This is a genomic window from Streptococcus milleri (genome assembly GCF_900636525.1).
In the GTDB taxonomy this organism is placed as follows: Bacteria; Bacillota; Bacilli; order Lactobacillales; family Streptococcaceae; genus Streptococcus; species Streptococcus hominis.
In genome coordinates this window covers 1,313,027-1,339,327 of record NZ_LR134288.1, presented here as the reverse complement: position 1 = coordinate 1,339,327, position 26,301 = coordinate 1,313,027, and the positions used below count along the sequence as shown (strand labels likewise).

The window sequence follows — 26,301 nt, the reverse complement described above, 5'->3', positions numbered from 1 at the left end:
ACTACGCACTAAATTGTTGTTTCATTTAGTTCCTATACGGTAAACTTTTAAATAGTGCAAAAATGCTTTCTCTATAATATAATCAGAGTGAAAAATTATGGAATGTTAGTTTGTCTCTAACATTCTTTTTTGTGTTTAAATAGAATCATCATAGCTTATCTGATAAGAAGTAGATAGTAAACCAATCTCAGCGGAGAATGAGTAAGAATTATTGTTGCTTTTTGAGATGAACACAATAAATTACTAATCACAAAGATCTCACTAGGATTACACACCTAATGAAGATTTTATATTGGTTTGCATGGTTTTTTAAGCAAGTGTAGCAAAACCATGGAAGGTATTTTAGGATTTATCTATTTAAAATTTTTTTAATTATTTGAATAGTTATATGTTTAAACGGGGAAGGATAATATCTAAAAGTTCCCATTTTTCTCAGGACATAACCATTGAAATTTTATTTAAAACGAAGTACACTGTCAGAACCATCAAAATGACCAGTAATACCCAAAAGGTTGTAACAGGGAATACCTCGCTTGATTGATTCTCGCATTACATAATCTTGCAAAAGAGCAGGTGCGTAGAATTTGTTAAATTCAGGATAGGATCCAGAAAAGAGATAGGCCGTTTCTTGGGGAGTGTATATAAAAAGACTGCCAGCTAATATTGTACTTTCGTCTTCATGCTTTTTGAATAGTTGGTATGCTTCGTTTTTTCGTATTTCAAACGTTTCGAATTGACTAGATAATTCTCGAATTTGATTCAACTTTTTTTCAGGAGAGTGATTGTTTTTTTCTAGATAAGCTTGTAGTTGTTTTATTTTTTTGGATAATTCATCCTGATTACTTTGCAGACGCTCCAAATAATTTTTGAAATTTATGCTAGCTATGATAAATTCTGCATTGTTTCCAAAGCTATCATAAAATTTTTCATAATAATCTAAAGTCTTATCATTATAGTTGCGACGTTCAGAAGTTGATGAAGTAATCTGCTTAAATTTATAAAGCTCATTACGTTTAAGTTTATGCAGTTCTATACCAAATGTTTTAGCTTTTTTACTAATGATTTTCTTTGTTTAGTAAAAGATTTTAACAACGTTTCTTCTGTTAAGTCATTTAGGTCTTTTACAAAATGCCAATCACCTTCACCTCCAGGATAGTCCTTTTGTAAGCCATCAAATTGGTAATTCAGGTTGGTGAGCATAGATACAAGTTCCTTCTTTTCTGTACTAATAGGCTCACCTTTACTATTGAAGACTTGATAAATATCATAAGGTTTTACAACAAGCTCCATAGCCTTTAACTTTCTTGCATAGATTTTTAATTCTTCAAAAAATTTAGGTAAGAACTCATAATTAGTAACAACAGGTCCAGAGTTGATTTCTAGGTATAGACCACCTGCCATTTTTGCACTAAATAATAATGCTGATACTTGTAATTGATTGTTAGTAAAGAAGCCAATGAACTCAACATTATACCCTCTTTTTTCAATAGAATAGACATTTCTACTGATTGGATAAAAGATTTTCGTTTCGCTTTTTGATAATGTTGTTTAAATACTTCTTTAGTAATTACTTCTAAAGGCATTGTTCTGTACTCCTTGAGCTTTTGTAGTTTAATAAACAAAGCTGGTGAAGCTACAGAATAAAATTATTTCTTATTTGACATCGCTTTTATTTTTAATTATCTTGTCATTATGAATTTAATGATGTCAAAATATTTGCTCTTGAATTTTAACATTGTGAGACTGTTAACTTACAAAATCTTGTATTTATAAAAGAATATACAAACGAGATCCGTAGGAAATTTAGGTTTCTTACGGATTTTATTTATGACTTAGCTGATAAAAGAAAATAAAAAATTAGCAAAGAAGCATTTCCACTAAAAAAAAAGACAAACCTACCAAAATGGTGATTTGTCTACAGTCTGAGATGTTAGTTCTATGACCAGTGAGTTTCAGGCGATATGCTATCGTTTTGACCATGTCTGTGGCATAAAGAGCAGGATCATTGGGTAAATTTCTAAACGCCCTGCGATCATGGCAAGAGAGAGTAGAAGTTTGGACATAGGACCAAAGATTGCAAAGCTATCAGTTGTTCCTAACATTGGTCCAATGTTGTTGAAACAGCTAAGAACAGCACTGACGACTGTCATCAAGTTATTATTGTCTAAACTGACGATAAAAATGAGAAAGATGATAATCATCGTATACAGAACAAGATATTTTAAGATTTTATGCTGGGTGTCTTTGTCAATGACACTATGATTGACGTGCAGAGTCAATACCCGCTTTGGTGATAGGGTGGACAATACTTGATTTTTAGCAATGCGAACCAGCATTAAGCAACGAACCACCTTTAAACCGCCGGCGGTTGAACCAGCGGACCCTCCTATGCACATGAGAATGAGAAGGATGAATTGAGAAAAGAGTGGCCAAGATGTAATGTCACCAAGCCCAAAACCGGTAGTGGTGATAATGTTAGATACTTGAAAAAGAGAAACTTCTAAGGTCTGGGAAAGATTTTGATAAATATGGAAAACATTGAGACAGATGAATACAGTTGCAGATGTTACAATAATGAGATAAGTTCGCAATTCTTCATCGCCAAAGAATGCTTTAAATTTCCTCAATAGTAAAAAGTAATAGAGATTGAAATTCACTCCAAAGATAAGTACTCCAAAACTGACTAGATACGTAATGAGAGAGCTGTTATAGTGAGCAATACCATCATTGTAAACTGCGAAACCTCCTGTTCCCGCTGTTCCCATGGCAATGATAAAACTATCAAATAAAGGCATTCCTGCCAGATAATAAATCACTACAAAAATAGCAAAAAGTGCTAAATACAGCAAATAGAGAATTTGTGCAGTGTCCTTTAATTTAGAGACAACTTTCCCAAAAACAGGACCAGGAACTTCTGCTCGCATCACTTCCAAATGGCTATTTTTATTATTTTCCATAATAGCAAGAGCAAAGACAAGTACTCCCATACCTCCGATTAAGTGGGTAAAACTGCGCCAAAAGAGGAGGGAATGCGACAAAACAGAAACGTCTGGTAAGATTGAAGCTCCAGTTGTTGTAAAGCCTGAACTGATCTCGAAGAAAGCATCAATGAGATGAGGAATTTGTCCCGAAAAAACAAAAGGAAGAGCTCCAAAAAAGGACCAAAGTATCCAGCATAAGGCGACAATCAGGACCCCTTCTTTGGCATAAATGTGATGATTTTTAGGTTTAAAAGAGATACCTAAAAATCCGACTGCTAAGAGAATACCAATTGTGGTGCAAATTGAGAGCAGGTTTTGATTGGGTTCATGATAGATAAACGCTACAATGAGTGGAATTAGCAGTAACCCTGCTTCAATGATTAACAATTTTGAGAGGAGGAAACGAATCATACTTCTATTCATGGCTTACCTCTCTAACAAATCATATATTTGTGTGATATTTTGGATCAGAGTTGTGACGATGATTTGGTCACCGATTTGAATGTGGTCTTCCCCCATTGGGAAAATAGGTTTTCCATTTCGGATAATGGCAGCAATCAAGACACCTTTTTTCAGTTTGAGGCTGGAAAGTGGTCTTCCAGTCATTTTATTTTCTTCCTTTATTTGAAATTGCAGAGTTTCAAGTTGTCCATTGGCAAGGTGGTGCATGGCCTGTAAATCAGAATATTGAGCATTCATACGTCCGCGGACAAAGTGCATAATCGTGTCAACAGCAATTCTCTTTGGTGTTACAATGCTTGAAAATTCCTGACTATCAATGATTTCAAGCAAGCTAGTCCGATTGACTTTCGTGATATTTTTTTGCACACCCATGCTTTCAAGGAACATAGATGAAATGATATTTTCCTCATCGACACCAGTCAAAGCGGCAACAGCGTCATAGTGCTGCGCACTTTCTTCCAGAAGAATATCTTTTGCAGTACCGTCACCTTGAACGATATGTAAATGTGGAAATTCTTGACTAAACCATTCAGCATGCTTTGGATTGATTTCAATCACTTTTAGTTTGATTTTGCTATTTTTTAAAATATTAAGTAGATAGTAGGCGATTTTTCCTGCACCAATGAGCATTAAACTTTTAATGACTTTGGGTCGCACGAAATTATGGAAAAGAATGACTTCTACCCGATTTCCGGTGACATAGATAATATCATTCTGCAAAATGGTAATTTCACCGTCTGGAATGAGCAATTGTCCATTGCGGTTAATGGCACAAATCAAGACATTGCCAAATTTTTTGCGAAATTGAGACATGGTCATCTGACAAAGGTCACTATTTTGCTTAACTTTAAATTCCATTAAGCTGACGCGTCCATTGGCAAATCGCTCAACAGAGAGCGCATTTGGAAATTCAATGATATTTGCAATATAGCGTGCTGCTAGTAATTCAGGATTGACTATGAGAGAGAAACCAAGGATATTTTTTTCTTTAAAATAAGAATTAGAATACTCTGGATTGCGCACTCGGACAATCGTTTCTTTTGCTCCCATTCTTTTTGCCAACACAGCTGATACCATATTGACTTCGTCATGCTCTGTCATGGCAATGAAAATATCGCAATGCTCTACATCAGCTTGCTCTAAAATTTTAAAATTGGCACCGTTACCAACAATGCCCATAATATCATAACGCTTGGTGATGCGATTCAGTACGGCTTCGTTTTGCTCAATGAGAATCACATCGTGTTTTTCAGCCACAAGTGAACGACAAAGTGCAGAGCCTACTTTACCGCCACCAACGACAATAATTTTCATGTTATACCTCCCAAGTATCCCCCTCTATCATACCCTTTTTTTGCAAAAATTTCATCGTTTTGAAGAAAGAAAAAGAGATATTTTATTCAGAAGAGTCTAGTAATTGAAAATAAAAAGATAAAACTTGAAAATTCGTCATATAAATCTAGAAAATATAAAAAAATAAAGCTTTTTTTGTTGACATATGCTAAGAAAGTGATATACTAAGAAAGTACCCTCATTGATTTACCTCAAACCTGTTGTGATGTAAGTTAATGAGCCTTAAACCATGCTGTCTGCTGAGCTTGACTCCGGGCAGCGTGGCTATTTTTTTGCTTGGTAGCAATCACAGTTCACTAAGATAGATGAGAAGGCTATAAGATATGACAACATTTCAAAATCACATTGTTCTTTTTGAACCACAAATTCCTCAAAATACAGGAAATATCGCACGGACTTGTGCGGCGACCAATTCTCCTCTTCATATCATTTTACCAATGGGATTTCCGATTGATGACCGTAAGATGAAACGAGCTGGCTTGGATTATTGGGATAAGCTGGACATCACTTATTATGACAATTTAGAAGAGTTCATGAGTAAAATGGACGGACAATTGTATTTGATTTCTAAGTTTGCGGAGAAAGTTTATGCAGAAGAAAATTTTGCAACTGCTGGAAATCACTATTTCATGTTTGGGCGTGAGGATAAGGGATTGCCAGAAGATTTTATGCGTGCTCATTCTGAAAAAGCCCTGCGGATTCCGATGAATGATGAACATGTCAGAAGTTTGAATTTGTCAAATACAGTCTGTATGCTGGTGTATGAAGCCTTGCGGCAACAGAGTTTTGCAGGTTTGGAGCTAGTACATCACTATGCACATGACAAATTAAAATAGGATTTCTTAAAAGAATGGACGACATCGGATAAAATGCTTGCTCTAGCAGGCTTTTTTTGTTATGATTAAAGGGTCTTCAGGGCAGGGTGAAATTCCCGACCGGCGGTAATTTACAGCCGTTGACAATCTTTTGTTTTTATATAGCGTTGGAGTTTCATGGTATATCTTTGTAGTGCCACTTCATTTAAAAACAAAATTTTTGCCAACTGGATAGCTGTTTTAAGTCCGCGAGCGTAAGCTGATGTGGTGTAATTCCACAACCGACAGTACAGTCTGGATGGGAGAAGACGAAAGGCAATGAAGAAGGTCTAAAATTACAGCTTTTAAATTTTATTTAAGGAGATTTTCTTATACTATTTCAAAGGTTCCGTTGATTTGGAGAAACCATTCTTCAGCAAGCCTTCCAGCTTCTCTAATTTTTATAAATTGGAGGAACCTGTTATGACACATACACGCAAAATGGCTGTTGTTGCCATTCTTTCAGCAATTTCATTTTTGCTGATGTTCTTTGATTTCCCGATTTTACCGGGGGCTAGCTTTTTAAAGCTAGATTTCAGTATTTTACCAATCCTACTGGGATTAGTGGTGCTGGATTTAGGTGGTGCTTTGAGTATTTTATTGGTTCGTTCAGCTCTCAAACTGCTGCTGAACAATCAAGGCGTCAATACTTATATTGGCTTGCCGATGAATATCATTGCGGTTGCTGTTTTCGTAATTGCTTTTGCCTTGATTTGGAAAAAAGAGCAGACAACCGTTCGTTTTCTAATCGCTTCTGTGGTGGGGACGCTCGGATTGACCTTGGCAATGCTGATTCTCAACTATACCTATGCTATTCCACTCTATGCAACATTTGCTAATTTTGATATTTCAAAGATTCTGGGCGTGGCAAACTATCTATTTGCAATGGTCATTCCATTTAATCTATTAGAAGGTGTGGTTTTTGCAGTTGCCTTCTGGCTCATTCATTTGCTTTTAAAACCGATTTTAATCAAATATGAAAAATAAACAAACTTTTTTAACCAAGGGCTCTTTTGCCCTTTTGCTTTTTGTAATTCTAGGATACGTTGTTAAGTTTCATTCAGGTCAATTAAAAGGAATTGATAGTCTACTTCAAACGACTTTGCGTGGCAATTTGCCACATGCATTGACCGTGTTTTTTTCTAGCTTGACCAGTCTGATCAATACTCCTGTTATTGTAACTTGGGTTGCTCTTTTACTTGGGATTTTCCTTTATAAAAAATGGTGGAGTGAGGCTTTGCTGTTGGGAGGCAATCTGGTGTTAACAGGATTGTTGGTCAAGTTATTAAAGGGCGTTTATCAACGTCCACGTCCTGTACTTCAACATTTAGTGGTAGAAAGTGGTTTTTCTTTTCCAAGCGGACATGCCTTGGCTTCGACTTTAATCTTTGGTACTTTGTTGATTATTGTTAGCCAACGAGTGCAAACCGTACAGACAAAACGTTTATTGCAAGGTTTATTGATTACGATGATTCTTCTCATTGCAATGTCACGTGTTTATCTGGGTGTGCATCATCCGACAGATGTTTTAGGAAGCCCTTTATTAGGAGTGGGGATTTTATATATTGAATTTCCATACTATGATAAGGTGCGCTTCCAATGGCGTTTTGCAGGAAAGCAAAAATAGATTATTAGCAGACAGTTTAGAGGAGGCAGGGTGGTAAAAGTTTTAGATAAACGTCTGATTCTTCAAATTTTGTCAATAGTTGAGCAGATTCCTGTAGGAGAAGTGGCTACCTATGGACAAATTGCACATTTGATAGGGCGAGAAAGAAATGCTCGTTTAGTGGGGCGCGTGCTGTCTCAAGCAGAATTTTATGGAAAATTTCCTTGCCACCGTGTGGTCAATGCAGCAGGACGCTTAGCACCAGCATGGGAAGATCAGCGACATCTCCTCTGGGCTGAAGGAGTGACTTTTAAAACGAATGGCTGTGTGGATTTGAAAAAGCACCAATGGAAGCCAATTGACATGAATAAAGTGTAAATGGAACTCCGAGCGCGAGTTCTGTTTTATTTTGTGGTACAATGGAAGTTATGAAACCATATAATTCGTTAAATGCTTATTATCGAAAACTATTTGGAGAGAAGACCTTTAAAGTTCCGATCGATGCGGGATTTGATTGCCCTAATCGAGACGGAACGGTAGCTCATGGTGGCTGTACTTTTTGTACGGTATCTGGTTCAGGTGATGCCATTGTAGCACCAGAAGCACCGATTCGTGAGCAATTTTACAAGGAAATTGATTTCATGCACCGCAAATGGCCTGAAGTCAAGAAATATCTAGTTTATTTTCAAAATTTTACCAATACCCATGATAAGGTGGAGGTCATTCGTGAGCGATATGAGCAAGCTATCAATGAGCCAGGGGTTGTCGGTATCAATATCGGAACTAGGCCAGACTGTCTACCTGATGAAACGATTGACTATTTAGCAGAATTGTCTGAACGCATGCATGTGACGGTAGAGCTGGGCTTGCAGACGACTTATGAAGCTACTTCGCAATTGATTAACCGCGCACATTCCTATGAATTACATGTTGAAACGGTTCAACGTCTGCGGAAATTTCCAAAAATCGAGATTGTCTCCCACTTAATCAATGGCTTGCCTGGTGAAACTCATGAAATGATGATAGAAAATGTTCGCCGCTGTGTGACAGACAATGACATTCAAGGGATTAAATTACATCTTTTGCATTTAATGACCAACACACGCATGCAACGAGATTATCATGAAGGACGCTTGCAGCTGCTTAGCCAAGATGAGTATGTTTCTATTGTCTGTGATCAATTAGAAATAATCCCTAAACATATCGTCATTCATCGAATTACAGGGGATGCGCCACGAGATATGTTAATTGGCCCTATGTGGAGTCTCAATAAATGGGAAGTGCTAAATGCGATTGAGCAAGAAATGAACCATCGTGGCAGTGTTCAAGGGTGTAAGGCAAAGGAGCAGCGATTTATATGTTAAGACCATTACAAATGGCACATGCTTTTTTATCAGAAATCGTAACCAAAGAAGACATCGTCGTTGATGCCACTATGGGCAATGGGCACGACACGCTTTTCTTGGCACGATTGGCTAAAAAAGTCTATGCTTTTGATATTCAAGAGCAAGCCATTGAGCAAACCACCAAGCGCTTGGCAGAAGCTAAATTGGACAATGTTGAACTGTTTTTGACAGGTCACGAAAATGTGGATCAATACGTTGAAAGTATTAAAGCGGCTATTTTTAATCTAGGCTATCTTCCGTCGGCAGATAAAACAGTGATTACGCAACCACATACAACGATACAGGCCTTAGAAAAATTATGTCAGCGTTTAGTAACTAGCGGTCGGATTGCAATCATGATTTATTATGGGCATGAAGGTGGTGATGTGGAGCGAGATGCAGTTTTAGACTTTGTCAGTCAATTGCCGCAGCAGGAATTTACTGTCGCCCTTTATAAAACAATCAACCAAATCAATCAGCCCCCCTTTTTAGTGATGATTGAGAAATTAAAAATGACTTAAGTGGAGAGAAAAATGGATAAGCAATATCTACATGAAAAATTGAACTGCTTGCGTAGTCAATATCTAGATTCAACCAATGGAGAAATCTTAGCAAAGCAAGTAAATGATGTGCAGATGAGCAAAAAAATGCTTCGGATTAAGAAAAAATTAGTCAATCTTGAAATGGAGCGCTGTCAAAAAATGATTGAACATCGTGATTTATCGAAAATTGAGCAAAAAATCTCCGAGCAGAAGATGCTTTTTGAAAAATGCTGTAAACAAAAATAAAGGAGGAAAATGTGGATTTACTCCTTTATATTATTATCTTTTTATCTGTTCTGATTGTTTCAAATGCCACCAACAAGCTATTTCCAAGCTTGCCGACGCCACTCATACAAATTCTATTAGGGATTGGCTTGGGCTTTTTCATTCCAGTTGGAACGTTTCATTTAGAGACGGAGCTGTTTCTAGCTTTAATCATTGGGCCGCTACTGTTTCGAGAAGCAGAAGAAAGCGATATTACCAGTATTCTTAAGCACTGGAAGATTGTTGTTTATCTGATTTTTCCAGTTATTTTTCTATCAACTCTGAGTCTTGGCTTTTTGTCACATTGGCTATGGGTGTCCCTTCCTCTTGCAGCGTGTATCGCGGTTGGAGCCGCCTTGGGTCCGACTGATTTAGTGGCTTTTGCGTCCTTATCTGAGCGCTTTACCTTTCCAAAACGTGTAGAAAATATTTTGAAAGGGGAGGGCTTGCTAAATGATGCGAGCGGGTTGGTTGCCTTTCAATTTGCCCTGACGGCTTGGACAACAGGGAAATTTTCAGCTCAGGAAGCCAGCACCTCACTTATCCTTTCAATCATTGGCGGTTTTATTGTGGGTGGTCTAACTGCTTTTTTAAATCGTCAGTTGCAAAAGCTGCTGTATACGGTGCGAGCCTCAGACACAGCAGGAGAGTTGTTGTTAGAATTAAGTTTACCGTTGCTGACATTCTTTTTAGCCGAAGAACTCCATGTATCAGGGATTATTGCAGTTGTCGTGGCAGGGATTTTTAAGGCTAGTCGTTTTAAAAGGATTACTTTATTAGAGGCTCAAGTTGATACCGTGACAGATACGATTTGGCAAACTGTCACATTTATGCTGAATGGATCGGTCTTTGTCATTTTAGGAATTGAGTTGGAAACGATAGCTGAACCCATTTTGAAAAGCCCAGTTTATGATAATCTCTGGCTCCTTCTGACGATTCTTTTGCTGACGATTGTGCTATTTGTCATTCGTTTTGTCATGATTTATGGCTTTTATTTCTGGAGAAGCCTATGTTTGAAAAAGAAAATGTCGAAATATTGGAGAGATATTGCTCTGTTAACTTTTTCAGGCGTAAAAGGAACCGTATCCATTGCAACCATTCTCTTGATTCCAACAGCTTTAGAGCAGGAATATCCTCTTTTGCTTTTCTTGGTGGCTGGAGTTACATTGCTTAGTTTTTTGACAGGACTGGTAGTGTTGCCTCGTTTATCAGAAAATAAGGAAGAATCATCAGACTACCTCATGCATATTGCTATTTTAAATGACGTTGTCCAAGAATTAGAAGAAGATTTGAAGCATACCAAAGTCAAAGCTCCGCTTTATGCGGCTATTGATAATTATCATGGACGAATCGAGCATCTTATTCTGGAGCAGGAAGGCAAATCTGTTCAAAAAGATTTGACAGATTTACAATTGCTGATGCTGAGTATTGAAAGTGACGGTTTGGAACAAGCCTACGAAGAAAGAAAAATGAGTAACCGTGCCTATTCCATTTACCAACGTTATTTATGGAATATGGAGCAAAGAATCAACCGCAATCTTGCTTCGCGCTTCATTTATTTTTTGATTAGCTTTTTCAGAATGACTCGCTTATTGCTACATGAGATTGTTACGTTTGGCTCTACTTTCCGTAATTGGCTCAATCAAGATAGAGCAAAGCCTAGTAAGGCTGAAAGAGAAGAGATTGCCGAACTGTATCTAGCCAATACAGAAGTAATTATCGGGAGTTTAGAAAATCTGAAGGGTGTTTATAATACTGCGCTTATCAATTTCTTGCAAGATTCGCGTATCCGTGAGACAGCAATTATTGAAAGCGGTGCTTTTATTGAGCGGGTTATCACGCGTATCAAACCGAATAATATCAAGGAAATGCTGCGAGGTTATTATTTGGAGCGGAAGATTATTTTTGAATACGAACACGAAAAGCTGATTTCAGCTAGTTATGCAAAATTTCTCCGTCAAAATGTCAATAATTTAGAAAATTATTCTCTCAAAGAAACCGCCAATACATTACCATACGACATGATGAATTATGTCAGACAGAAATAAAACGGGAGTGGATTGAGCACTTAGTTGCGAATTCACTCTTTTTTAAACAAAAAAAATAAGCCCGTCAAGGCTTATTTAGTTGGGATGGATATTTCAATGAGGTTCGTTGAATAGAGTGTCTTAATTCGAGAAGCGTCAATCGATTTTGTATCAATTTTTCGTTTCAGAAAAAATTCTCGAATTTTTTCAACTTCTTGTTCGCGAATGGCGCGGTGTTTATTTGAAATCAGAATTTCATAATGAAAAGGTGCTTGCGTAAAGACGACGTCTGTATTTCCAGCGGAAAAAGTCTCAACTAGTGTAGCATCTGTACTTTCTAATTGACTTTGTACAAGGCGTGCATGGCTGTTTGTCGTGTTAATAAGCTTCATCTGACTTCCTCCTATATTCTATTCCTATTATAGCACTTTTTCATAAAAAATGTGAACAATTTCTCATACTTTATGATTCTTTTTCCACATTTCAATTCCCCATTTATGACTGCCACGTTTTAACTTGGAAATAGCTTCTTCGATTGGAAACCAGGCGAGCTGATTAAAATCTTCTAAAGGTGCTTGCGATTGCTTATATTGGCTTACTTCATAAATGTAAGCAGGGTTATAAAAATAGGTATCGCGGTGGCGAGAATAAAAATATTCATCTGCTTGTCCGTAATATTGACCGATTTGAGCGGTAAAACCAAGCTCTTCAATCAGTTCACGTTTTAAGGCAGTCAAGTGATCTTCGTCTTGCTCAATCTCGCCTCCGGGCAAGAACCAAGCGCCGTTGGGAGCCTGAACTAAAATTATCTTTTCTTGCTTTTCATCTGGAATAACTGCATAAACGCCATAGCGATTCACATATTGCACGCCTTCTTGCTTTTCTCCAAAAGTTGCGACTGTCATATCATTTCCACTCTTTCTTATATGCTACTAATATCATAATGCAGAAATAAAGCGCTGTCAAGGCTTTCAAGCATTTTAAGGTTCAAATTTGAAAATATCTGCTGTGTATAAATTGAGCACTTTTTCAAAGAGAAGACGGAAAAGAATGGCAACAACTGTTGGGATGACAAGCCAAGCTAAGATTGCCAGTCCCATGGAAAGTCCGCCTGTAACAGAAGCGAAGAGTCCAGTCAGACCAACGAGTCCAAAACCTGCTGATGCAGGTGTCCCAGTAATGGTGAAGAGGGGAACCAATAGCCCAGTTACAGCAGAAGTTGCAATGATAGGAACATAAGAGATTGGATGTTCAAAGACATTGGTCATCATCATTTTCATTGAACCAAGGGCAACAGCAGCAGTTACACCAGGTTTATTGACAAAGAATGAATGAACAACAAGGACGATACAAGTTGTTCCGACCCCCATAGCAGAAGCACCAGCAGCGAGTCCATTTAGTCCAATGGCAAGACCGATTGCAACAGTTGAGATTGGAGCCACGATTAAGATAGCAAAAGTAACACAGATGAGAACACTCATTAGGTAAGGCTGAAGATCCGTAAAGTAGATGATTCCTTGCCCGATTAAGCTAGAAATCATTTTGACATAAGGAAGTGTGAATAGCCCCACAGTCGCAAGAAGCGATCCAACGATTGGAAGAAGAACAAAATTAAAGGATTCAAATTTTCCTTCTAGCCAGAGCAATACGAGGACGCTGAGGGCACAAATTAGCATGACATTGATAATGTCCCCTGTACCAGTCGTGTAGAATCCAGTAACCATTTTGTTTGCAGTTGCGGTAATTTCAGCAGGGGCTTTTTGCTTTTGGAGATATCCTAATAACTCCGTTGCTCCAGCTAGTTTGCTAGAAGCACCAGAACTAACAAAAGCAATGGCTGCTAGAAGCGCAGCTTTCATTCCTTTGAAATTAAATTCCAAGGCAACCAGCGTTCCAATTACGGCAGATAAAGTGGCTTGGAAAAGAACGTTAGCCACATTCCAAGTTGCAAAGAAAGCATTATTTTTGAAAAAGTCTAAAGAGAAAATAATGGCAAAGATACAGTTAGGCAGCAAGGCTACGATAACACCAATTGCGGTTCCGTTTAGAACTTTATGCAAAAATGATTTAGGGGTAAGTGATGCGGTTGTGTTTTCTTTTGTCATAAAAAACTCCTTTATTTTTGAAAAATAAAATCCGCCCTATCTCAAATGAGAATAAGGCGGAGTCATGTAAAAACGGAGATGATTATCCCATTTTAAAACGGTAGCTACGCCTTGATAAAATACTATAAATAATGATAATAATAGCTATCATCAACATAACGTAACTCCTTTTTTATTTTTCTTGTTGTCTATTATAACATCTTATTCCAAAAAAACAATAGAAAAATCGAAATTTTCTGATTATTTTGAAAAAAACAGAAGAAAAATCTTCAAACAAATTTTACTTTTATATAAAAGTTGACATCAAGCGACAAGTTTCTTTTGTTATACTCATGATAGAAAAATGAAAGGAGCAAACAAATGAAATATGAATGGAGAAAATTAGATAAAAAACTTTATCAAGTTCCAAAAACTCCTGTGGTCATTGAACATCCTGTGCAGTCATTTATCATGTTAAATGGTCAAGGAAATCCAAATAAAGCTGACTTTTCAGAAAGGGTTTCTGCTCTTTATTCCCTCGCTTATGCGATTAAAATGGAGTATAAAAAAACTGCTCACCATCAGGAATTTACTGATTTTACCGTTTACCCTTTGGAAGGGATTTGGCAGCAAACAGAATCAGAGAAGACTTTGGTAAAAGACGACTTAGTTTATACGATTATGATTGCCCAGCCAGAGTTTATTACAAATGAAATAGTTGAAACAGCTCTCGCAAAAGTAAAAGTGAAAAAACCAAATCCGTTTTATAATGAGATTCGCTTTGAACGAATAAGTGAAGGAAGCAGCGTTGCAATGCTTCATGTAGGACCATTTGACGATGAGCCACAGACCTTCGCGAAAATGGATGCTTTCTGTCAAGAAAATGGGTTAAAACGCTGTACAGCATATCATCGTGAAATTTATTTGAACAATAAAAATCGCACCGCTCCGGAGAAACTAAAGACAATTTTGAGATACAGTGTTCAGTAATTAAAAAGTCACTCCCTAGACTTCTAAGGAGCGACTTTCATGTCTAATTAATTGTCATCTGCTGGTGTTTGGATTTCTTTGCCGGCTTCGTTTTCAGACTTTTTGGACGACTTGATAACAATCTTGCTATTGCTCGTCATGACAGCTTTGAGCTCTTTTTCGCTTGGATGTTCAAGATAGTAGTCGGTGATAGCATCCTCGATGTGATCTTGGATTGTCCGACGAAGCGGACGAGCTCCCATTTTCGGATCGTAACCAAGATTAACTAATTTTTCCTTGACTTTGTCTGTTACGTCTAGGTGAATACCATTTACAGCTAAGCGTTTATTCACATCTTCAAGCATCAAGTCTACGATTTTTAGGAGATTTTCCTTATCAAGGGACTTGAATTCGATAATACCGTCAAAGCGGTTCATAAATTCTGGACTGAAGAAGTTGCCTAATTCACCGAGAACAGAGTTAGTCCGTCCTTCACGCGCTGCTCCAAAGCCAACATTTGCTTCGACTTTGCCAGTACCAGCGTTTGAAGTCATAATGATAATCGTATCTTTAAAGCTAACTGTGCGCCCTTGTCCGTCTGTCAGACGTCCGTCGTCAAGAACTTGCAGGAACATGTGCATGACATCTGGGTGCGCTTTTTCTACTTCGTCAAGTAAAATGAGAGAGTAAGGATTGCGGCGTACGCGCTCTGTCAATTGTCCGGCTTCTTCGTAGCCAACATAGCCTGGAGGTGCTCCAACGAGTTTGGCTACGCTGTGTTTTTCCATATATTCACTCATATCAAAGCGAATCATGCTGTCAGCTGAACCAAAGAGCTCAATCGCTAATTGTTTAGAAAGTTCTGTTTTACCGACACCGGTTGGTCCGACAAAGAGGAAGGAACCAATTGGTCGATTAGGAGAGCCAAGTCCGACACGATTACGGCGAATGGCTTTGGCAATTTTATCAACGGCATTATCTTGACCGATGACATGAGCTTTCAAATCATCAGCTAGACTAATCAGTTGCGATTGTTCCTTTTCTTTTAGGTCACCAACTGGGATATTTGTTTTTTGCTCAATGATATGCTCAATGGTTTTTTCACTGATAATAGGTGTATCTTGGTCTGCCATTTTATTTTGCTGCATTTCTTTGTATTTGGCAATTTGGTCACGGAAATAGGCAGCTTTTTCAAAATCTTCATCACGAGTAGCTTGTGCCTTGAGATTTTCAGCTTTTACCAAGCGTTGATCAATAACTTTGGGATCAACAAAATTAAGTGTCAGATTCATCTTAGAACCTGCTTCGTCCAGCAAGTCAATAGCCTTATCTGGCAAGAAACGATCTTGGATATAACGATTGGATAAGACAGCTGCCGCTTCAATGGCATCATCTGTATATTTAACGTGATGATAGTCTTCGTATTTTTTTTGAATGCCCTTTAAAATAGTAATGGTTTCTTCAACCGTTGGTTCATCCACTTTTACTGGCTGCATCCGGCGTTCCAGTGCTGCATCTTTTTCGATAATGCGATACTCATTGAGAGTTGTGGCACCAACTAATTGAAGCTCACCGCGAGCAAGAGCGGGTTTTAAGATGTTGCCAGCATCCATATTGCCATCTCCAGCTGCACCAGCTCCAACGATTTCATGGATTTCATCAATGAATAAAATCACATCCTGACGAGAACGGATTTCTTCCATGAGTTTTTGCATTCGTTCTTCAAATTGACCACGGATACCAGTTCCTTGCACTAGGCTGACTACATCTAAACGGATGACTTCTTTTCCTTGGAGTTTATGTGGAACATCACCGTCCACAATCTTCTGGGCCAAACCTTCGACAACTGCTGTTTTACCGACACCGGGCTCTCCGATGAGGACAGGGTTGTTCTTCGTCCGACGGTTAAGAATTTCAATGACGCGGACGATTTCCTCATCACGACCGATGACAGGGTCAATTTCACCGCGCCGAGCAAATTCGGTTACATTGATACCAAATTCTTCTAGGAGGCCTTTAGGCTGTTGCGGAGCTTGCTGGCGTGCACCTCCACCTTGATTGGAACCGTAACCTCCATTGCCGTAACCGCCTCCAGATTGAGTCGGAGGGGTTTGTGGTTCTTGATGATTTTGAAAATTTCCGAGATTACTAAAGAAGTCATCAAAAGGATCTAAGTTGTTTTGGTTATTCATATTGGTCATTCCACGAAATAGAGCATTATTTGGGTCTGTTTTCATGATTTGATAACAATTTTGACAGAGGTCAACTTGGTGTTGTTTTCCATTCACATTTGTGTAAAGGTGAATGGTTGATTCATTTATTTTACAGTTTTGACAAAGCATGTGCTACCTCTTTCTTTTAAAATTTGTTTGACTGATACCAATTGGTCAATAATAGTCAAACTTCTTAGTCTTATTATATCAGTATTCTAAAACATTGCAAGAATAAAGTGTTAAAAGACAGATTTTTGTACTGAAGCGTTTCATTTTGTGTTAAATTTATCAAAAACAGGGCTTTTACTGGTATTTCATCTTTCATTTGTGGTAAAATAGTAACGTATAAATGAATAGGAGAAGGAAAATGGAATCACATTTAGTAAGAATTATCAATCGTTTAGATGCTATGACAAAAGATGGTGGCAATTTGAAACGTAATTTTGAACGTGACGGGGTTGTTGTAGCAGAAGTAGCTTATAGCTATGATGAAGAAAATGGCTCAGTATTCACTCTTCGCGATGTTGCAGCGCGTGAAACCTATACTTTTGATAGCATTGATTTGATTGCTATGGAAATTTATGAATTGTTGTATTAATTTGCTAGTCTCTAAATAAGATATCCTCTAGGCACCTGCTTAGGGGTATTTATTTTGCAATAATTTTTGCCTATCTACCTTAGAATTGTCAGAAATTCTTAGAAAAAAGTGGTATACTAATGGTGATAATAAGCATATTTCTTGACAAACAGAAAAGGAGATAGTATGGATTTATCTCGGATAACATTATTAACAGAATATGAAATTGTCGGAATCGATCTGGAGGAAGCGAGCGTCCGTCATTTAGCAGATTTAGGGATTAAGATAGGCAGTTTTATTCAAATCATTTCAAAAACAAATGATACAGCCATTCTCTTAGTTCGAGTTGCTAGGGTTGCTTTGGACAAATCTATTTTGGAAAAGTTGGACGTTGTTCTGAAAGATAGCAATCGCTCAGCTCTTCCTTTATCTGAGTTAGCTGTTGGAGATGTGGCGTATATAGAAGCAATTCATGCAGAGGGTGCTTTAAAACGGAGGCTGATGGACATGGGATTGACGAAAAATACAAAAGTTCAGTTGCAGAAGGTTGCACCATTAGGTGATCCACTAGAAATTAAGTTGAGAGGCTACGATTTGACATTGAGAAAGTCAGAAGCGAGTCTGGTTAGTGTTGTGAAAGGTGAAAAGGGAGCAAAAGGATGAAAGAATTAGCACTTGCGGGAAATCCGAATAGTGGAAAGACCAGTTTATTTAACATTCTAACCGGTAGTAGCCAGCATGTGGGAAATTGGCCTGGAGTTACTGTCGAAAAGAAAAGTGGTCTGTTTCGCAAAAATAAAGAAATCGTTATTCAAGACTTACCAGGAATTTACTCATTGTCGCCTTATACTTCTGAGGAAATGGTTAGTAGAAATTATCTTTTAAGTGGCAATGCGGATGCTATTTTGGATGTGGTTGACGCGACCAACTTGGAACGGAATCTGTACTTGAGCTTGCAATTGATTGAGACGGGGATTCCGGTTGTGTTGGCTTTAAATATGAGCGATGTCGTTGAAAAACAAGGAAAATGGATTGATACAGAAAAATTAAGCTACCAACTGGGTGTGCCGGTCGTAGCGACTAGTGCTTTGAAAAAGACAGGGATTGACCAAGTCATGCAGCAGGCCATGCGAGTGATGAACCAGGCAGAGGAGGAGGTTTATCCAGCTTACGACAATCATTTTGAAGCGGCTTTGTCAGAAATTATCCGCATTTTAGGGAATGCAGTACCTCAAAAACAAGCTCGTTTTTATGCCATTAAGCTTTTTGAACGCGATAAAGAATTATCTGAACAGCTGGCATTGTCTGATTTTCAAAAAACAGAGATCGAAGATGCGATTCGGATTACGGAAGAAATCTACACAGAAGACGCAGAGAGTATTGTTGTCAATGCGCGGTATGAGTTTATTGAGGTAGCCGTTAAAATGGCTCTGCAAGCCGATGTTACTAAATTAAGTTTGTCAGACAAGATTGACCGTATTGTGACCAATCGTTATTTAGCCTTGCCAATTTTTGCAGTTGTTATGTGGCTGGTCTATTTTCTTTCCATTCAAACGATTGGAACGATGGGAACCGATTGGACAAACGATGTCCTCTTTGGAGAATGGATTCCAAATGGTGTTAAATCATTGCTAGAGCAATTAGCTGTAGCCGACTGGCTTCAATCTTTAATTATTGATGGGATTATCGCAGGCTGCGGAGCTGTACTAGGCTTTGTGCCTCAGATTTTCGTCTTGTTTGTCTGTTTGGGTATCTTGGAAGACATTGGTTATATGAGCCGGATTGCCTTTGTGATGGATCGAATCTTTCGTCGGTTTGGTTTATCTGGGAAATCTTTTATTCCTATGTTGATTTCTACGGGATGTGGTGTTCCTGGCGTTATGGCGAGTAGAACTATTGAAAATGAACGTGACCGTAGGATTACGATTATGACAACAACCTTTATGCCTTGCTCCGCCAAATTACCAATTATTTCTTTGATTGCTGGAGCTTTCTTTCCCGGCAATCCTTGGATTGCACCAAGTGCTTATTTTGTTGGAATGGGAGCCATTGTCTTATCAGGGATTGCTTTGAAAAAGACAGCGAGTCTCGGTGGAGCAGTAGCGCCCTTTATCATGGAGTTGCCGAGTTACCACCTGCCACAAGTCAAGACGGTTTTGCGCTATGCTGGTCAAAAGGCTTTGAGCTTCATTAAGCGTGCTGGAACGATTATCTTTGTGACCAATATTTTCATTTGGTTTGCTAGTTCCTATGACTTTGGCTTGCAGGCGGTTGAAACAGAAGATAGTATCCTAGCGGCATTAGGAAAAGGACTGGCTTGGATCTTTAGCCCTCTTGGCTTTGGCAATTGGCGAGCAACGGTTGCGGCTATTACGGGCTTATTGGCTAAGGAAACGGTAATTTCTACTTTTGGAATCTTGTATAAAGTGACAGACGCGACAGAGACCACAAAAGAGTTGTGGACCAATCTTCAACAGCATTATACGGCACTTTCCGCCTACTCATTCCTTGTCTTTAATCTGCTCTGCGCTCCTTGTTTTGCAGCGATTGGTGCTATTCATCGGGAAATGGGCAATGCTAAATGGACGTGGATTGCTATTTCCTTCCAAACCCTACTGGCTTATAATGTTAGTCTTGTGATTTACCAATTCGGGCAAGTCTTGCTGTATGGAAAAGGAATTTCAGTTTTGACTATTTTTGCACTTATCGTTATGGTAGCTGGTCTGTACTTCATCTTTAGAAAATCGCACAAAGAAAAAGTAGAGGTTATCACTTTAGATAGTCTGGCACATCAAACAGTATAGGAGAAATCATGTCCACGATTATTGTATTTGTTATTATTTTATTTTTAGCAGGTGCAGCTATGTACCATATCATTAAGGGAAAAGGAAGTTGTGGCAATTGCGACTGCCAATGTGAAATCAAAGAAAAAATGAGACATAAATAATATACCTGAGTGATTGGGTAAATTAAATCAATATAGTTTCATCTCGTCCGCCGGGTTGACGTGGTAAACTAAAAGTAGTTCATCTCGTCCGCCGGGTCGACGTGGTAAACTAAAAGTCATTTATCTTTTCGACTAGGTCGACAGATCCAATCCAAAGCGGTTCATTTTATCGACCAAGTCGACAAAGCGAACCTCACGTCATTTCATCCGAGAGTCAGTCCAGCTGTCTATAAAATAAATCGGTCCGTCAACTTAGCTGACGGACCGATTTTGTCTGAACTCATTGATATCTTATTTGCTGTTATCTCCCATTAGTAAGTCTTTTGGTTGCTTACTAAGGAGCGTGATTGAAGCAATGAGGACAGAAACGATGATGATGGCAAGTCCAAAGATGACCACTTTGGTCATATCATCAGGAGATACATGTACATTGAGGCTAGTGAGGGTCTTGTTAAAGCCATCCACTTCAGCCCCGCCTCCAAGATTGGCGCTCTTACCTTCTCGAGCTAGTTTTTCAGCAATACCACTGGTAACTTGTTTTAAAATGCTATTTCCCATCACCTTGCTGACAGCACTACCTGCAAAGTAAGCACCAATGAAGCTAAATATACTTACAAAGAGAACTTCTGTGATAAATTGGAAGAAAATCTTTGTTTTGCTAATTCCCATTGAAAGCATGATTCCCATTTCTTTTCTACGACCATTGATCCATAAGAACAAGACTAGGGTAAGAACAATCGCTCCAAAGATTAGCGTTCCGATTAAGAGGTTTCCAGTAACGCCGTAAATACCGTTAATAGAAGATTGAAGTGCTGGGAAGTTGCTTGTGCTCTTAACAAGGGTGTAGGCTTCCCAATCAATAGATGATATTTCTTTTACTTTCGCCATCACTTTATCAATATCTTGGCTACCGTTTACAAAGAAAGTAGCATCTTGATAAATAGCGTTTTTATCTGTTGAACCTTGTAAAGTTTTAGTTGTTTCTAAGTCTGTAATAAAGGTATTTTCATACAATTCTTGAGGACTAGAAACGCCTCCTTTATTTTTCCCGTCAAAAATTCCGATAACTGTCACTTTAGTCGTTTTATTAGCTTTGCGAACGTTATCATAGTCATAAGTATTCGATTTTATATTAATCGTATCGCCAACTTTAAGTTTGTTCTTTTCTGCAAAATCTTTATGAATTAAAGCAACATTTTTGTCATTTTTGTTGATATGTCTACCTTCAACCAGTTTGAAAGTTTCTGCGGTAAATTTATCATCTTTCGATGAATCGTTGATACCTGTTGCCATAATGGCACGGCCGAATTTTTGTTTTCTATCTTCGCTTTCAAAATCGGTTTCTCCAGATTCAACCAATTGGTGATCAATTAAGTCAGCGACAACATTCATTCGTTTGATGTAGCCAGAGATACCTTTAACTTTTTCCACAGCTTCGATATCTTCGCCTTTAAGATTTCCTGCTCCGCGAGGGGTACCTTGGTTCACTTCGCGGTTAATCTGCATTGAGAAACTGCTAGTGATATTTTTGAAAGTCTCTTTTGAAGCAGCGTCTGTTGCATTTTTAACAGCAATACTGCCAAGTGTTAAAGTAGAGATGGCTAACAGGATTAAAAAGATAATCAGTGTTTTTATTTTTTTGCGCCATACATAGGCAAGGGCGTTCTTTATCGTTAACATATAATTTCTTCTCCTTGGAGGTCTTATTTATAATTCTTAGTGACTTCGACTAAGTTCTTATTGCTTAACTCTAAGACGACGTCCGCTTTATTAGCTAACTCTTTACTGTGTGTTACAACAATCACACATTTATTTTTTTGTTTAGCTGATTTAATTAGGACTTCAATGATGTCCATGGCAGTACCTTCATCTAAGTTCCCAGTTGGTTCATCTGCTAAGATAATTGGTGCTGTAGATGCAAGAGCGCGTGCAATAGCAACCCGTTGCTGCTGGCCACCTGATAATCGTAATACGTTACGATGGATTTCTTTTTCGTTGAGTCCAAGTTGTAGTAAGCTATCTTTATTTGCTTGAGAATTTACGAGTCGAACATTCTCCATCGGAGTTAAGTAATCGATTAAATTATAATTTTGGAAAACCAGGGAGATTTGTTTCCGTCTGTGATGGTTATAGCCTTTTTGAGCGATGTCTTGATCTTCAAAGAGGATTTTTCCTTTTGTAGGAGTATCAAGTCCTGCAAGAAGGGAAAGCAAGGTTGATTTTCCTGCACCAGATTTCCCTATAATAGCATAAAATTTTCCTTCTTCAAATGAAGCTGTGATCTGATTCAATACATTTTCTTGTAGGCTATTGTATTGGTAACTAACTGAATCCATTTTTAAAATTGTCATGTTTTGTCTCCTTAACTTATATCGGTTAAAATATCTTTTGGTTTTTTATGTAGGATAATAGAAGATGAACCTACTACTGCAAGTAAAATAATGATGAGCAGTATTCCATAAGTCATCAGAATAGTAGAGGCATGTAAGTGCGGAACGATATTTTCAAAAATAGCGGATGAGCTATCTTGTTGTTGACCGCCTTTTATAAACCCTTTGAATACCATAGTGGAAATATAAGAGCCACTAATAGAAGCTAGTGCCATACTAAATACTGATATGATAACCAGTTCCAGTATGAATTGAGAGATAATCATCGCTTTTGAAATACCAAGAGATAATAGTACTCCGATTTCATAAATCCTTTCTCTCAACCAGAACATGAGAATCAAGGAAAGAACGATGATACTTCCAATAATGATACTGAAAGTTAAAACATTAATAATCTGTTTGAAACTGGTAACAGAAGAAGAAACTGCTTCAAAAGCCTTAGAATTTTTAACAAGATCAGTTTGCTTCCAATCAATTTTTGACTTTTTGACTGTATTGATGACTTTATCAATTTGATTTGGATTTGATACGAAATAAACGGCTGCAGATAATTTATAATCAGCTGGTTTGTAGCCTTGTAAGTGTTGGCTCGATTCATAGTCCATATAGACAGTATTTTCTGTCGCATCTGAGCTTAAACCTGTTTGTTTCTCTTCTTTTTTTCCGGAGAAGATACCAGCAATTTCAAACTCTACTTCATGGAGTTGTTTAGCATCCTCATCCTTTAAGGAGGCTCCCTTTAGTTTTAGTTTATCTCCAACTTTTAAATGGTTCTTTTTAGCTAATTTTTCATGGATGAGAATCTTGGATTTATCGCCTTTACGAATTGGCTTTCCTTGTTCAAGTTTGAAAACACCACTTGCAAAGGTTGTTTCTAGAGTAGAATCACTTGTTCCTAATGCAGCAACCAGATTGTTGAGGACAGGGTTTTGATTGTCTCTTGTAACACCTTGTTTTTTCTTAACAACAGTTTTATCTGTCAAACTTGCTAAAGCATCGTATTTGAAGTTGAATTTTGAAATTTCTTTATTCTCAAGTAATTTTTCTGCTGTTTTTAGTGAAAGTGGTCGTTCAAGTGTTTTGCTAGTTATTGTAAAGCCAGTATTTGAAGCATCATAAATCCTTTTTTCGATATTGTCCGTCGTTTTCATAATCGAAAAACTACTGGATAAAGCAGTAGAAATAAATGTCAGTATCAGAAAAATCAGAACCGTTTTAACTCTTTTTCTACTGATGTAATTCAAAGCCTGTTTGGCTATTTGCATAATCTTCTTCCCTTCTATATATTTTTAAACTAAATCGGTACCGTATTCTATGTTAAAGCAGTTACCTTAAAATAGTTTTAAGGTTTAAGGTAATTTTAAGTTTTTTGGCTCCTTTTTTTCTGTTTTTTGTGTAAATTTTCATAAAATGGTAGAAAAAGGGGGAAAGACAAGGTTGGTTTCGCTCTATAACTTTCTATAAAAAAGTCTATAGGGCAAATGAATGAATTTCTGCTATAATAGAATGAAGAAAATAGAAATGAGAGTTATATGGCAAAAATAATTGACGGAAAAGCTTTGGCAGAAAAATTACAAGCACAATTAGCGGAGAAAGTTCGTAAACTAAAAGACCAAACAGGCTTGGTACCTGGACTTGTAGTGATTTTAGTGGGCAATAACCCAGCTAGTCAAATCTATGTGAGAAATAAAGAGCGGTCAGCTTTGGCTGCAGGACTGCGAAGTGAAGTGGTGCGTCTGCCAGAAACAACAACCCAAGAAGAGCTGCTGATTTTGATTGAAAAGTACAATCAAGATCCAGATTGGCATGGGATTTTAGTTCAATTGCCGCTGCCAAAGCATATTGATGAAGAGGCGGTACTGTTAGCAATTGACTCTGATAAAGATGTGGATGGCTTTCACCCAATGAATATGGGACGCCTTTGGAGTGGTCATCCTGTCATGATTCCCTCCACACCTGCTGGCATTATGGAAATGTTTCATGAGTACGGTGTAGAATTAGAAGGTAAACGTGCTGTTGTTATTGGACGGAGTAACATTGTCGGAAAGCCCATGGCACAGCTTTTACTTGCTAAAAATGCAACAGTAACTCTGACGCATTCACGGACACATCACTTGTCAGAGATTACAAAAGAAGCTGATATTTTAGTTGTCGCTATCGGCCGTGGGCATTTTGTGACTAAAGATTTTGTCAAAGAAGGCGCGGTCGTGATTGATGTTGGCATGAACCGTGATGAAAATGGTAAATTGATTGGTGATGTGAAATTTGATGAAGTATCTGAAATCGCGAGTCTCATCACTCCTGTACCAAGAGGGGTTGGTCCGATGACCATTACTATGCTCATGGAGCAAACTTATCGAGCTTGCAAGCGGAGTTTGAAAAGATAAGAATGTCATGGGAGTGGGACAGACAGCCATGATTACTACGAATTCTCCCACAGAAAGAGTGTAATCGTGAAAATTACGTATAAAAAATTGGTATTTCGTAAGAAATCAAATTTGTTGCCCCCCCCTGCAAGGTTGAGTAGGTTTGTAAAAGCTGATAGCATCAACGTAATAAAGGCCACTCAACTACTGCGTATTGAGTTTTATTTTAGAAAGTAAACGAGTCTGAGACAAAAATGTCCTAGACATGTCTTTTTACCTTTATATAGAATAGAAGTAGACAAAGAGAATAGCAGTATGCAAAAGGAGAAAATAATGGAAATGGTCAATTGTACATTATTGGAAAAGGTCGTTCAGCCACGTGCGCTCAATAGTCACAAGGGGGATTACGGTCGTTTGTTGTTGATTGGCGGGACGTATCCTTTTGGTGGAGCGATTATCATGGCGGCCTTAGCGGCAGTTCATAGTGGAGCTGGTCTAGTGATGGTTGCGACGGATAGAGAAAATATCGCAGCTCTTCACGCTCATTTACCAGAAGCGATGGCTTTTGATGTACAAGATAAAAAGCTATTGTCCGAGCAAGTCCAAAAAGCAGATGTAGTATTAATTGGACCAGGTTTAGCTGAAAGTAAACTTGAAAAAGCCGCTTTGCGGTTGATAGTGGAACTGGTCAGTGAACGTCAAGTCTTCATCATGGACGGTGGGGCTATTTCTCTCTTTAGCCAAGAAACTCTGCCATTTTCGAAAGCGCAGATGATTTTTACCCCACATCAAAAAGAGTGGGAACGATTGAGCGGACTAAAGATAGCTGAGCAGACGGTTGAAAAAAGTCAAGAAGCAGTTAATAATTTTCCTAGTGAAACCATTGTTGTTCAGAAAAAGCACAGAACGACTATTTTCCAAAGTGGAAATGCAGATTATTTCCAACTGAACATAGGCGGTCCTTATCAAGCAACGGGCGGCATGGGAGATACTCTGGCAGGGATGATTGCAGGCTTTTCAGGGCAGTTCAAGACTAGTTCTTTACTGGAACGTGTAGCAGCAGCAGTCTATCTGCATTCAGCCATTGCAGAGGAGTTAAGTAAAGAAAACTATGTAGTCTTGCCAACAGAAATCAGCAAAGAAATCCCTAAGTGGATGAAGAAGCTAGCTAAAAATGAAAATATGTTATAATGAAAAAGTCTGCAAAAGCATTTAAAAAATTGGAAAGTTTAACTTTTCTTATCTATTTATAAAAGTAATATTTAGCTCATGAGGTTTAGC

Annotated in this window: 24 protein-coding genes, 1 pseudogene and 1 riboswitch; of the genes and pseudogenes, 15 read left to right on the top strand and 10 right to left on the bottom strand. The window is 38.1% G+C overall.

From position 1 onward, the window contains the following. Positions 1-349: 349 nt before the first annotated feature. The 3 genes and pseudogenes from EL087_RS06520 to trkA all read right to left on the bottom strand — a co-directional run bounded on the left by EL087_RS06520 (position 350) and on the right by trkA (position 4,757). Positions 350-1,583, bottom strand: a pseudogene (locus EL087_RS06520) (aminoacyltransferase). A gap of 381 nt (positions 1,584-1,964) precedes the next feature. Next, positions 1,965-3,404: a TrkH family potassium uptake protein gene (locus tag EL087_RS06515; protein WP_126407585.1), complete on the bottom strand. Its 1,440-nt coding sequence runs from the start codon at positions 3,402-3,404 to the stop codon at positions 1,965-1,967. Positions 3,405-3,407: 3 nt separating this feature from the next. Beyond that, on the bottom strand, positions 3,408-4,757 hold the full coding sequence (gene trkA, locus EL087_RS06510) for a Trk system potassium transporter TrkA (RefSeq protein ID WP_126407583.1): 1,350 nt from the start codon (positions 4,755-4,757) through the stop codon (positions 3,408-3,410). A gap of 362 nt (positions 4,758-5,119) precedes the next feature. Here trkA and EL087_RS06505 point away from each other — a divergent pair, with 362 nt between their 5' ends. From EL087_RS06505 to EL087_RS06470, 8 genes are all read left to right on the top strand, one after another. Beyond that, on the top strand, positions 5,120-5,632 hold the full coding sequence (locus tag EL087_RS06505; protein ID WP_003041332.1) for a tRNA (cytidine(34)-2'-O)-methyltransferase: 513 nt from the start codon (positions 5,120-5,122) through the stop codon (positions 5,630-5,632). 68 nt (positions 5,633-5,700) lie between these two features. After that, positions 5,701-5,925, top strand: a riboswitch (FMN riboswitch). 148 nt (positions 5,926-6,073) lie between these two features. Next, positions 6,074-6,637: an ECF transporter S component gene (locus EL087_RS06500; protein ID WP_126407581.1), complete on the top strand. Its 564-nt coding sequence runs from the start codon at positions 6,074-6,076 to the stop codon at positions 6,635-6,637. Continuing rightward, a complete protein-coding gene (locus tag EL087_RS06495; RefSeq protein ID WP_003030223.1) occupies positions 6,627-7,277 on the top strand; it encodes a phosphatase PAP2 family protein in 651 nt (216 codons plus the stop codon). Before EL087_RS06500 ends, EL087_RS06495 begins: the two co-directional genes overlap by 11 nt. A gap of 30 nt (positions 7,278-7,307) precedes the next feature. Beyond that, a complete protein-coding gene (locus tag EL087_RS06490; protein WP_003030222.1) occupies positions 7,308-7,634 on the top strand; it encodes an MGMT family protein in 327 nt (108 codons plus the stop codon). 41 nt (positions 7,635-7,675) lie between these two features. Beyond that, positions 7,676-8,620 carry a TIGR01212 family radical SAM protein gene (locus tag EL087_RS06485; protein WP_126407579.1) on the top strand — a complete coding sequence of 315 codons (945 nt, stop codon included), beginning with the start codon at positions 7,676-7,678 and terminating at the stop codon, positions 8,618-8,620. Continuing rightward, positions 8,614-9,162, top strand: coding sequence for a class I SAM-dependent methyltransferase (locus tag EL087_RS06480; RefSeq protein ID WP_126407577.1), 549 nt, complete (start codon positions 8,614-8,616; stop codon positions 9,160-9,162). Before EL087_RS06485 ends, EL087_RS06480 begins: the two co-directional genes overlap by 7 nt. A 12-nt stretch (positions 9,163-9,174) precedes the next feature. Continuing rightward, positions 9,175-9,429 carry a hypothetical protein gene (locus EL087_RS06475; RefSeq protein WP_003041513.1) on the top strand — a complete coding sequence of 85 codons (255 nt, stop codon included), beginning with the start codon at positions 9,175-9,177 and terminating at the stop codon, positions 9,427-9,429. 11 nt (positions 9,430-9,440) lie between these two features. Further along, a complete protein-coding gene (locus EL087_RS06470; RefSeq protein WP_126407575.1) occupies positions 9,441-11,495 on the top strand; it encodes a cation:proton antiporter in 2,055 nt (684 codons plus the stop codon). 71 nt (positions 11,496-11,566) lie between these two features. On the opposite strand, the gene EL087_RS06465 is transcribed toward EL087_RS06470, so the two are convergent. The 3 genes from EL087_RS06465 to EL087_RS06455 all read right to left on the bottom strand — a co-directional run bounded on the left by EL087_RS06465 (position 11,567) and on the right by EL087_RS06455 (position 13,579). Then, on the bottom strand, positions 11,567-11,866 hold the full coding sequence (locus EL087_RS06465) for a DUF1827 family protein (RefSeq protein WP_003023675.1): 300 nt from the start codon (positions 11,864-11,866) through the stop codon (positions 11,567-11,569). Positions 11,867-11,929: 63 nt separating this feature from the next. Then, positions 11,930-12,379, bottom strand: coding sequence for an NUDIX hydrolase (locus EL087_RS06460; protein ID WP_126407573.1), 450 nt, complete (start codon positions 12,377-12,379; stop codon positions 11,930-11,932). A gap of 75 nt (positions 12,380-12,454) precedes the next feature. Then, positions 12,455-13,579 carry a PTS sugar transporter subunit IIC gene (locus EL087_RS06455; protein WP_126407571.1) on the bottom strand — a complete coding sequence of 375 codons (1,125 nt, stop codon included), beginning with the start codon at positions 13,577-13,579 and terminating at the stop codon, positions 12,455-12,457. Between the two features lie 360 nt (positions 13,580-13,939). Here EL087_RS06455 and EL087_RS06450 point away from each other — a divergent pair, with 360 nt between their 5' ends. Beyond that, on the top strand, positions 13,940-14,548 hold the full coding sequence (locus EL087_RS06450; protein ID WP_126407569.1) for a GyrI-like domain-containing protein: 609 nt from the start codon (positions 13,940-13,942) through the stop codon (positions 14,546-14,548). 47 nt (positions 14,549-14,595) lie between these two features. Here EL087_RS06450 and EL087_RS06445 read toward each other — a convergent pair whose 3' ends face one another. Then, positions 14,596-16,869 (bottom strand): ATP-dependent Clp protease ATP-binding subunit, encoded by a 2,274-nt coding sequence (locus tag EL087_RS06445; protein WP_126407567.1) that lies wholly within the window; start codon positions 16,867-16,869, stop codon positions 14,596-14,598. Positions 16,870-17,107: 238 nt separating this feature from the next. Between EL087_RS06445 and EL087_RS06440 the strand changes: the two genes are divergently transcribed. The 4 genes from EL087_RS06440 to EL087_RS06425 all read left to right on the top strand — a co-directional run bounded on the left by EL087_RS06440 (position 17,108) and on the right by EL087_RS06425 (position 20,264). Next, complete coding sequence (locus EL087_RS06440; RefSeq protein ID WP_003023686.1) at positions 17,108-17,338, top strand: DUF1797 family protein; 231 nt, start codon at positions 17,108-17,110, stop codon at positions 17,336-17,338. Between the two features lie 165 nt (positions 17,339-17,503). Further along, the gene (locus tag EL087_RS06435; protein WP_126407565.1) at positions 17,504-17,980 is read left to right on the top strand and encodes a FeoA family protein; all 477 of its coding nucleotides are present in this window, start codon (positions 17,504-17,506) and stop codon (positions 17,978-17,980) included. After that, positions 17,977-20,121, top strand: coding sequence for a ferrous iron transport protein B (gene feoB, locus EL087_RS06430; RefSeq protein WP_126407562.1), 2,145 nt, complete (start codon positions 17,977-17,979; stop codon positions 20,119-20,121). Before EL087_RS06435 ends, feoB begins: the two co-directional genes overlap by 4 nt. 8 nt (positions 20,122-20,129) lie before the next feature. After that, entirely contained in the window at positions 20,130-20,264 is a 135-nt protein-coding gene (locus EL087_RS06425) for a FeoB-associated Cys-rich membrane protein (protein ID WP_126407561.1), read from the top strand. Between the two features lie 291 nt (positions 20,265-20,555). On the opposite strand, the gene EL087_RS06420 is transcribed toward EL087_RS06425, so the two are convergent. Genes EL087_RS06420 through EL087_RS06410 form a run of 3 tightly spaced genes read right to left on the bottom strand, consistent with a single transcriptional unit; the run spans position 20,556 to position 23,919 of the window. Beyond that, complete coding sequence (locus EL087_RS06420) at positions 20,556-21,944, bottom strand: ABC transporter permease (RefSeq protein WP_003068202.1); 1,389 nt, start codon at positions 21,942-21,944, stop codon at positions 20,556-20,558. 23 nt (positions 21,945-21,967) lie between these two features. After that, complete coding sequence (locus tag EL087_RS06415; RefSeq protein ID WP_003030192.1) at positions 21,968-22,615, bottom strand: ABC transporter ATP-binding protein; 648 nt, start codon at positions 22,613-22,615, stop codon at positions 21,968-21,970. A gap of 11 nt (positions 22,616-22,626) precedes the next feature. After that, on the bottom strand, positions 22,627-23,919 hold the full coding sequence (locus tag EL087_RS06410; protein WP_003041129.1) for an ABC transporter permease: 1,293 nt from the start codon (positions 23,917-23,919) through the stop codon (positions 22,627-22,629). A 267-nt stretch (positions 23,920-24,186) separates the two neighbouring features. On the opposite strand from EL087_RS06410, the gene EL087_RS06405 reads away from it, so the two are divergent. Then, the gene (locus tag EL087_RS06405) at positions 24,187-25,041 is read left to right on the top strand and encodes a bifunctional methylenetetrahydrofolate dehydrogenase/methenyltetrahydrofolate cyclohydrolase (protein ID WP_126407558.1); all 855 of its coding nucleotides are present in this window, start codon (positions 24,187-24,189) and stop codon (positions 25,039-25,041) included. A 312-nt stretch (positions 25,042-25,353) separates the two neighbouring features. After that, entirely contained in the window at positions 25,354-26,211 is an 858-nt protein-coding gene (locus EL087_RS06400) for an NAD(P)H-hydrate dehydratase (RefSeq protein WP_126407556.1), read from the top strand. Positions 26,212-26,301: the final 90 nt, after the last annotated feature.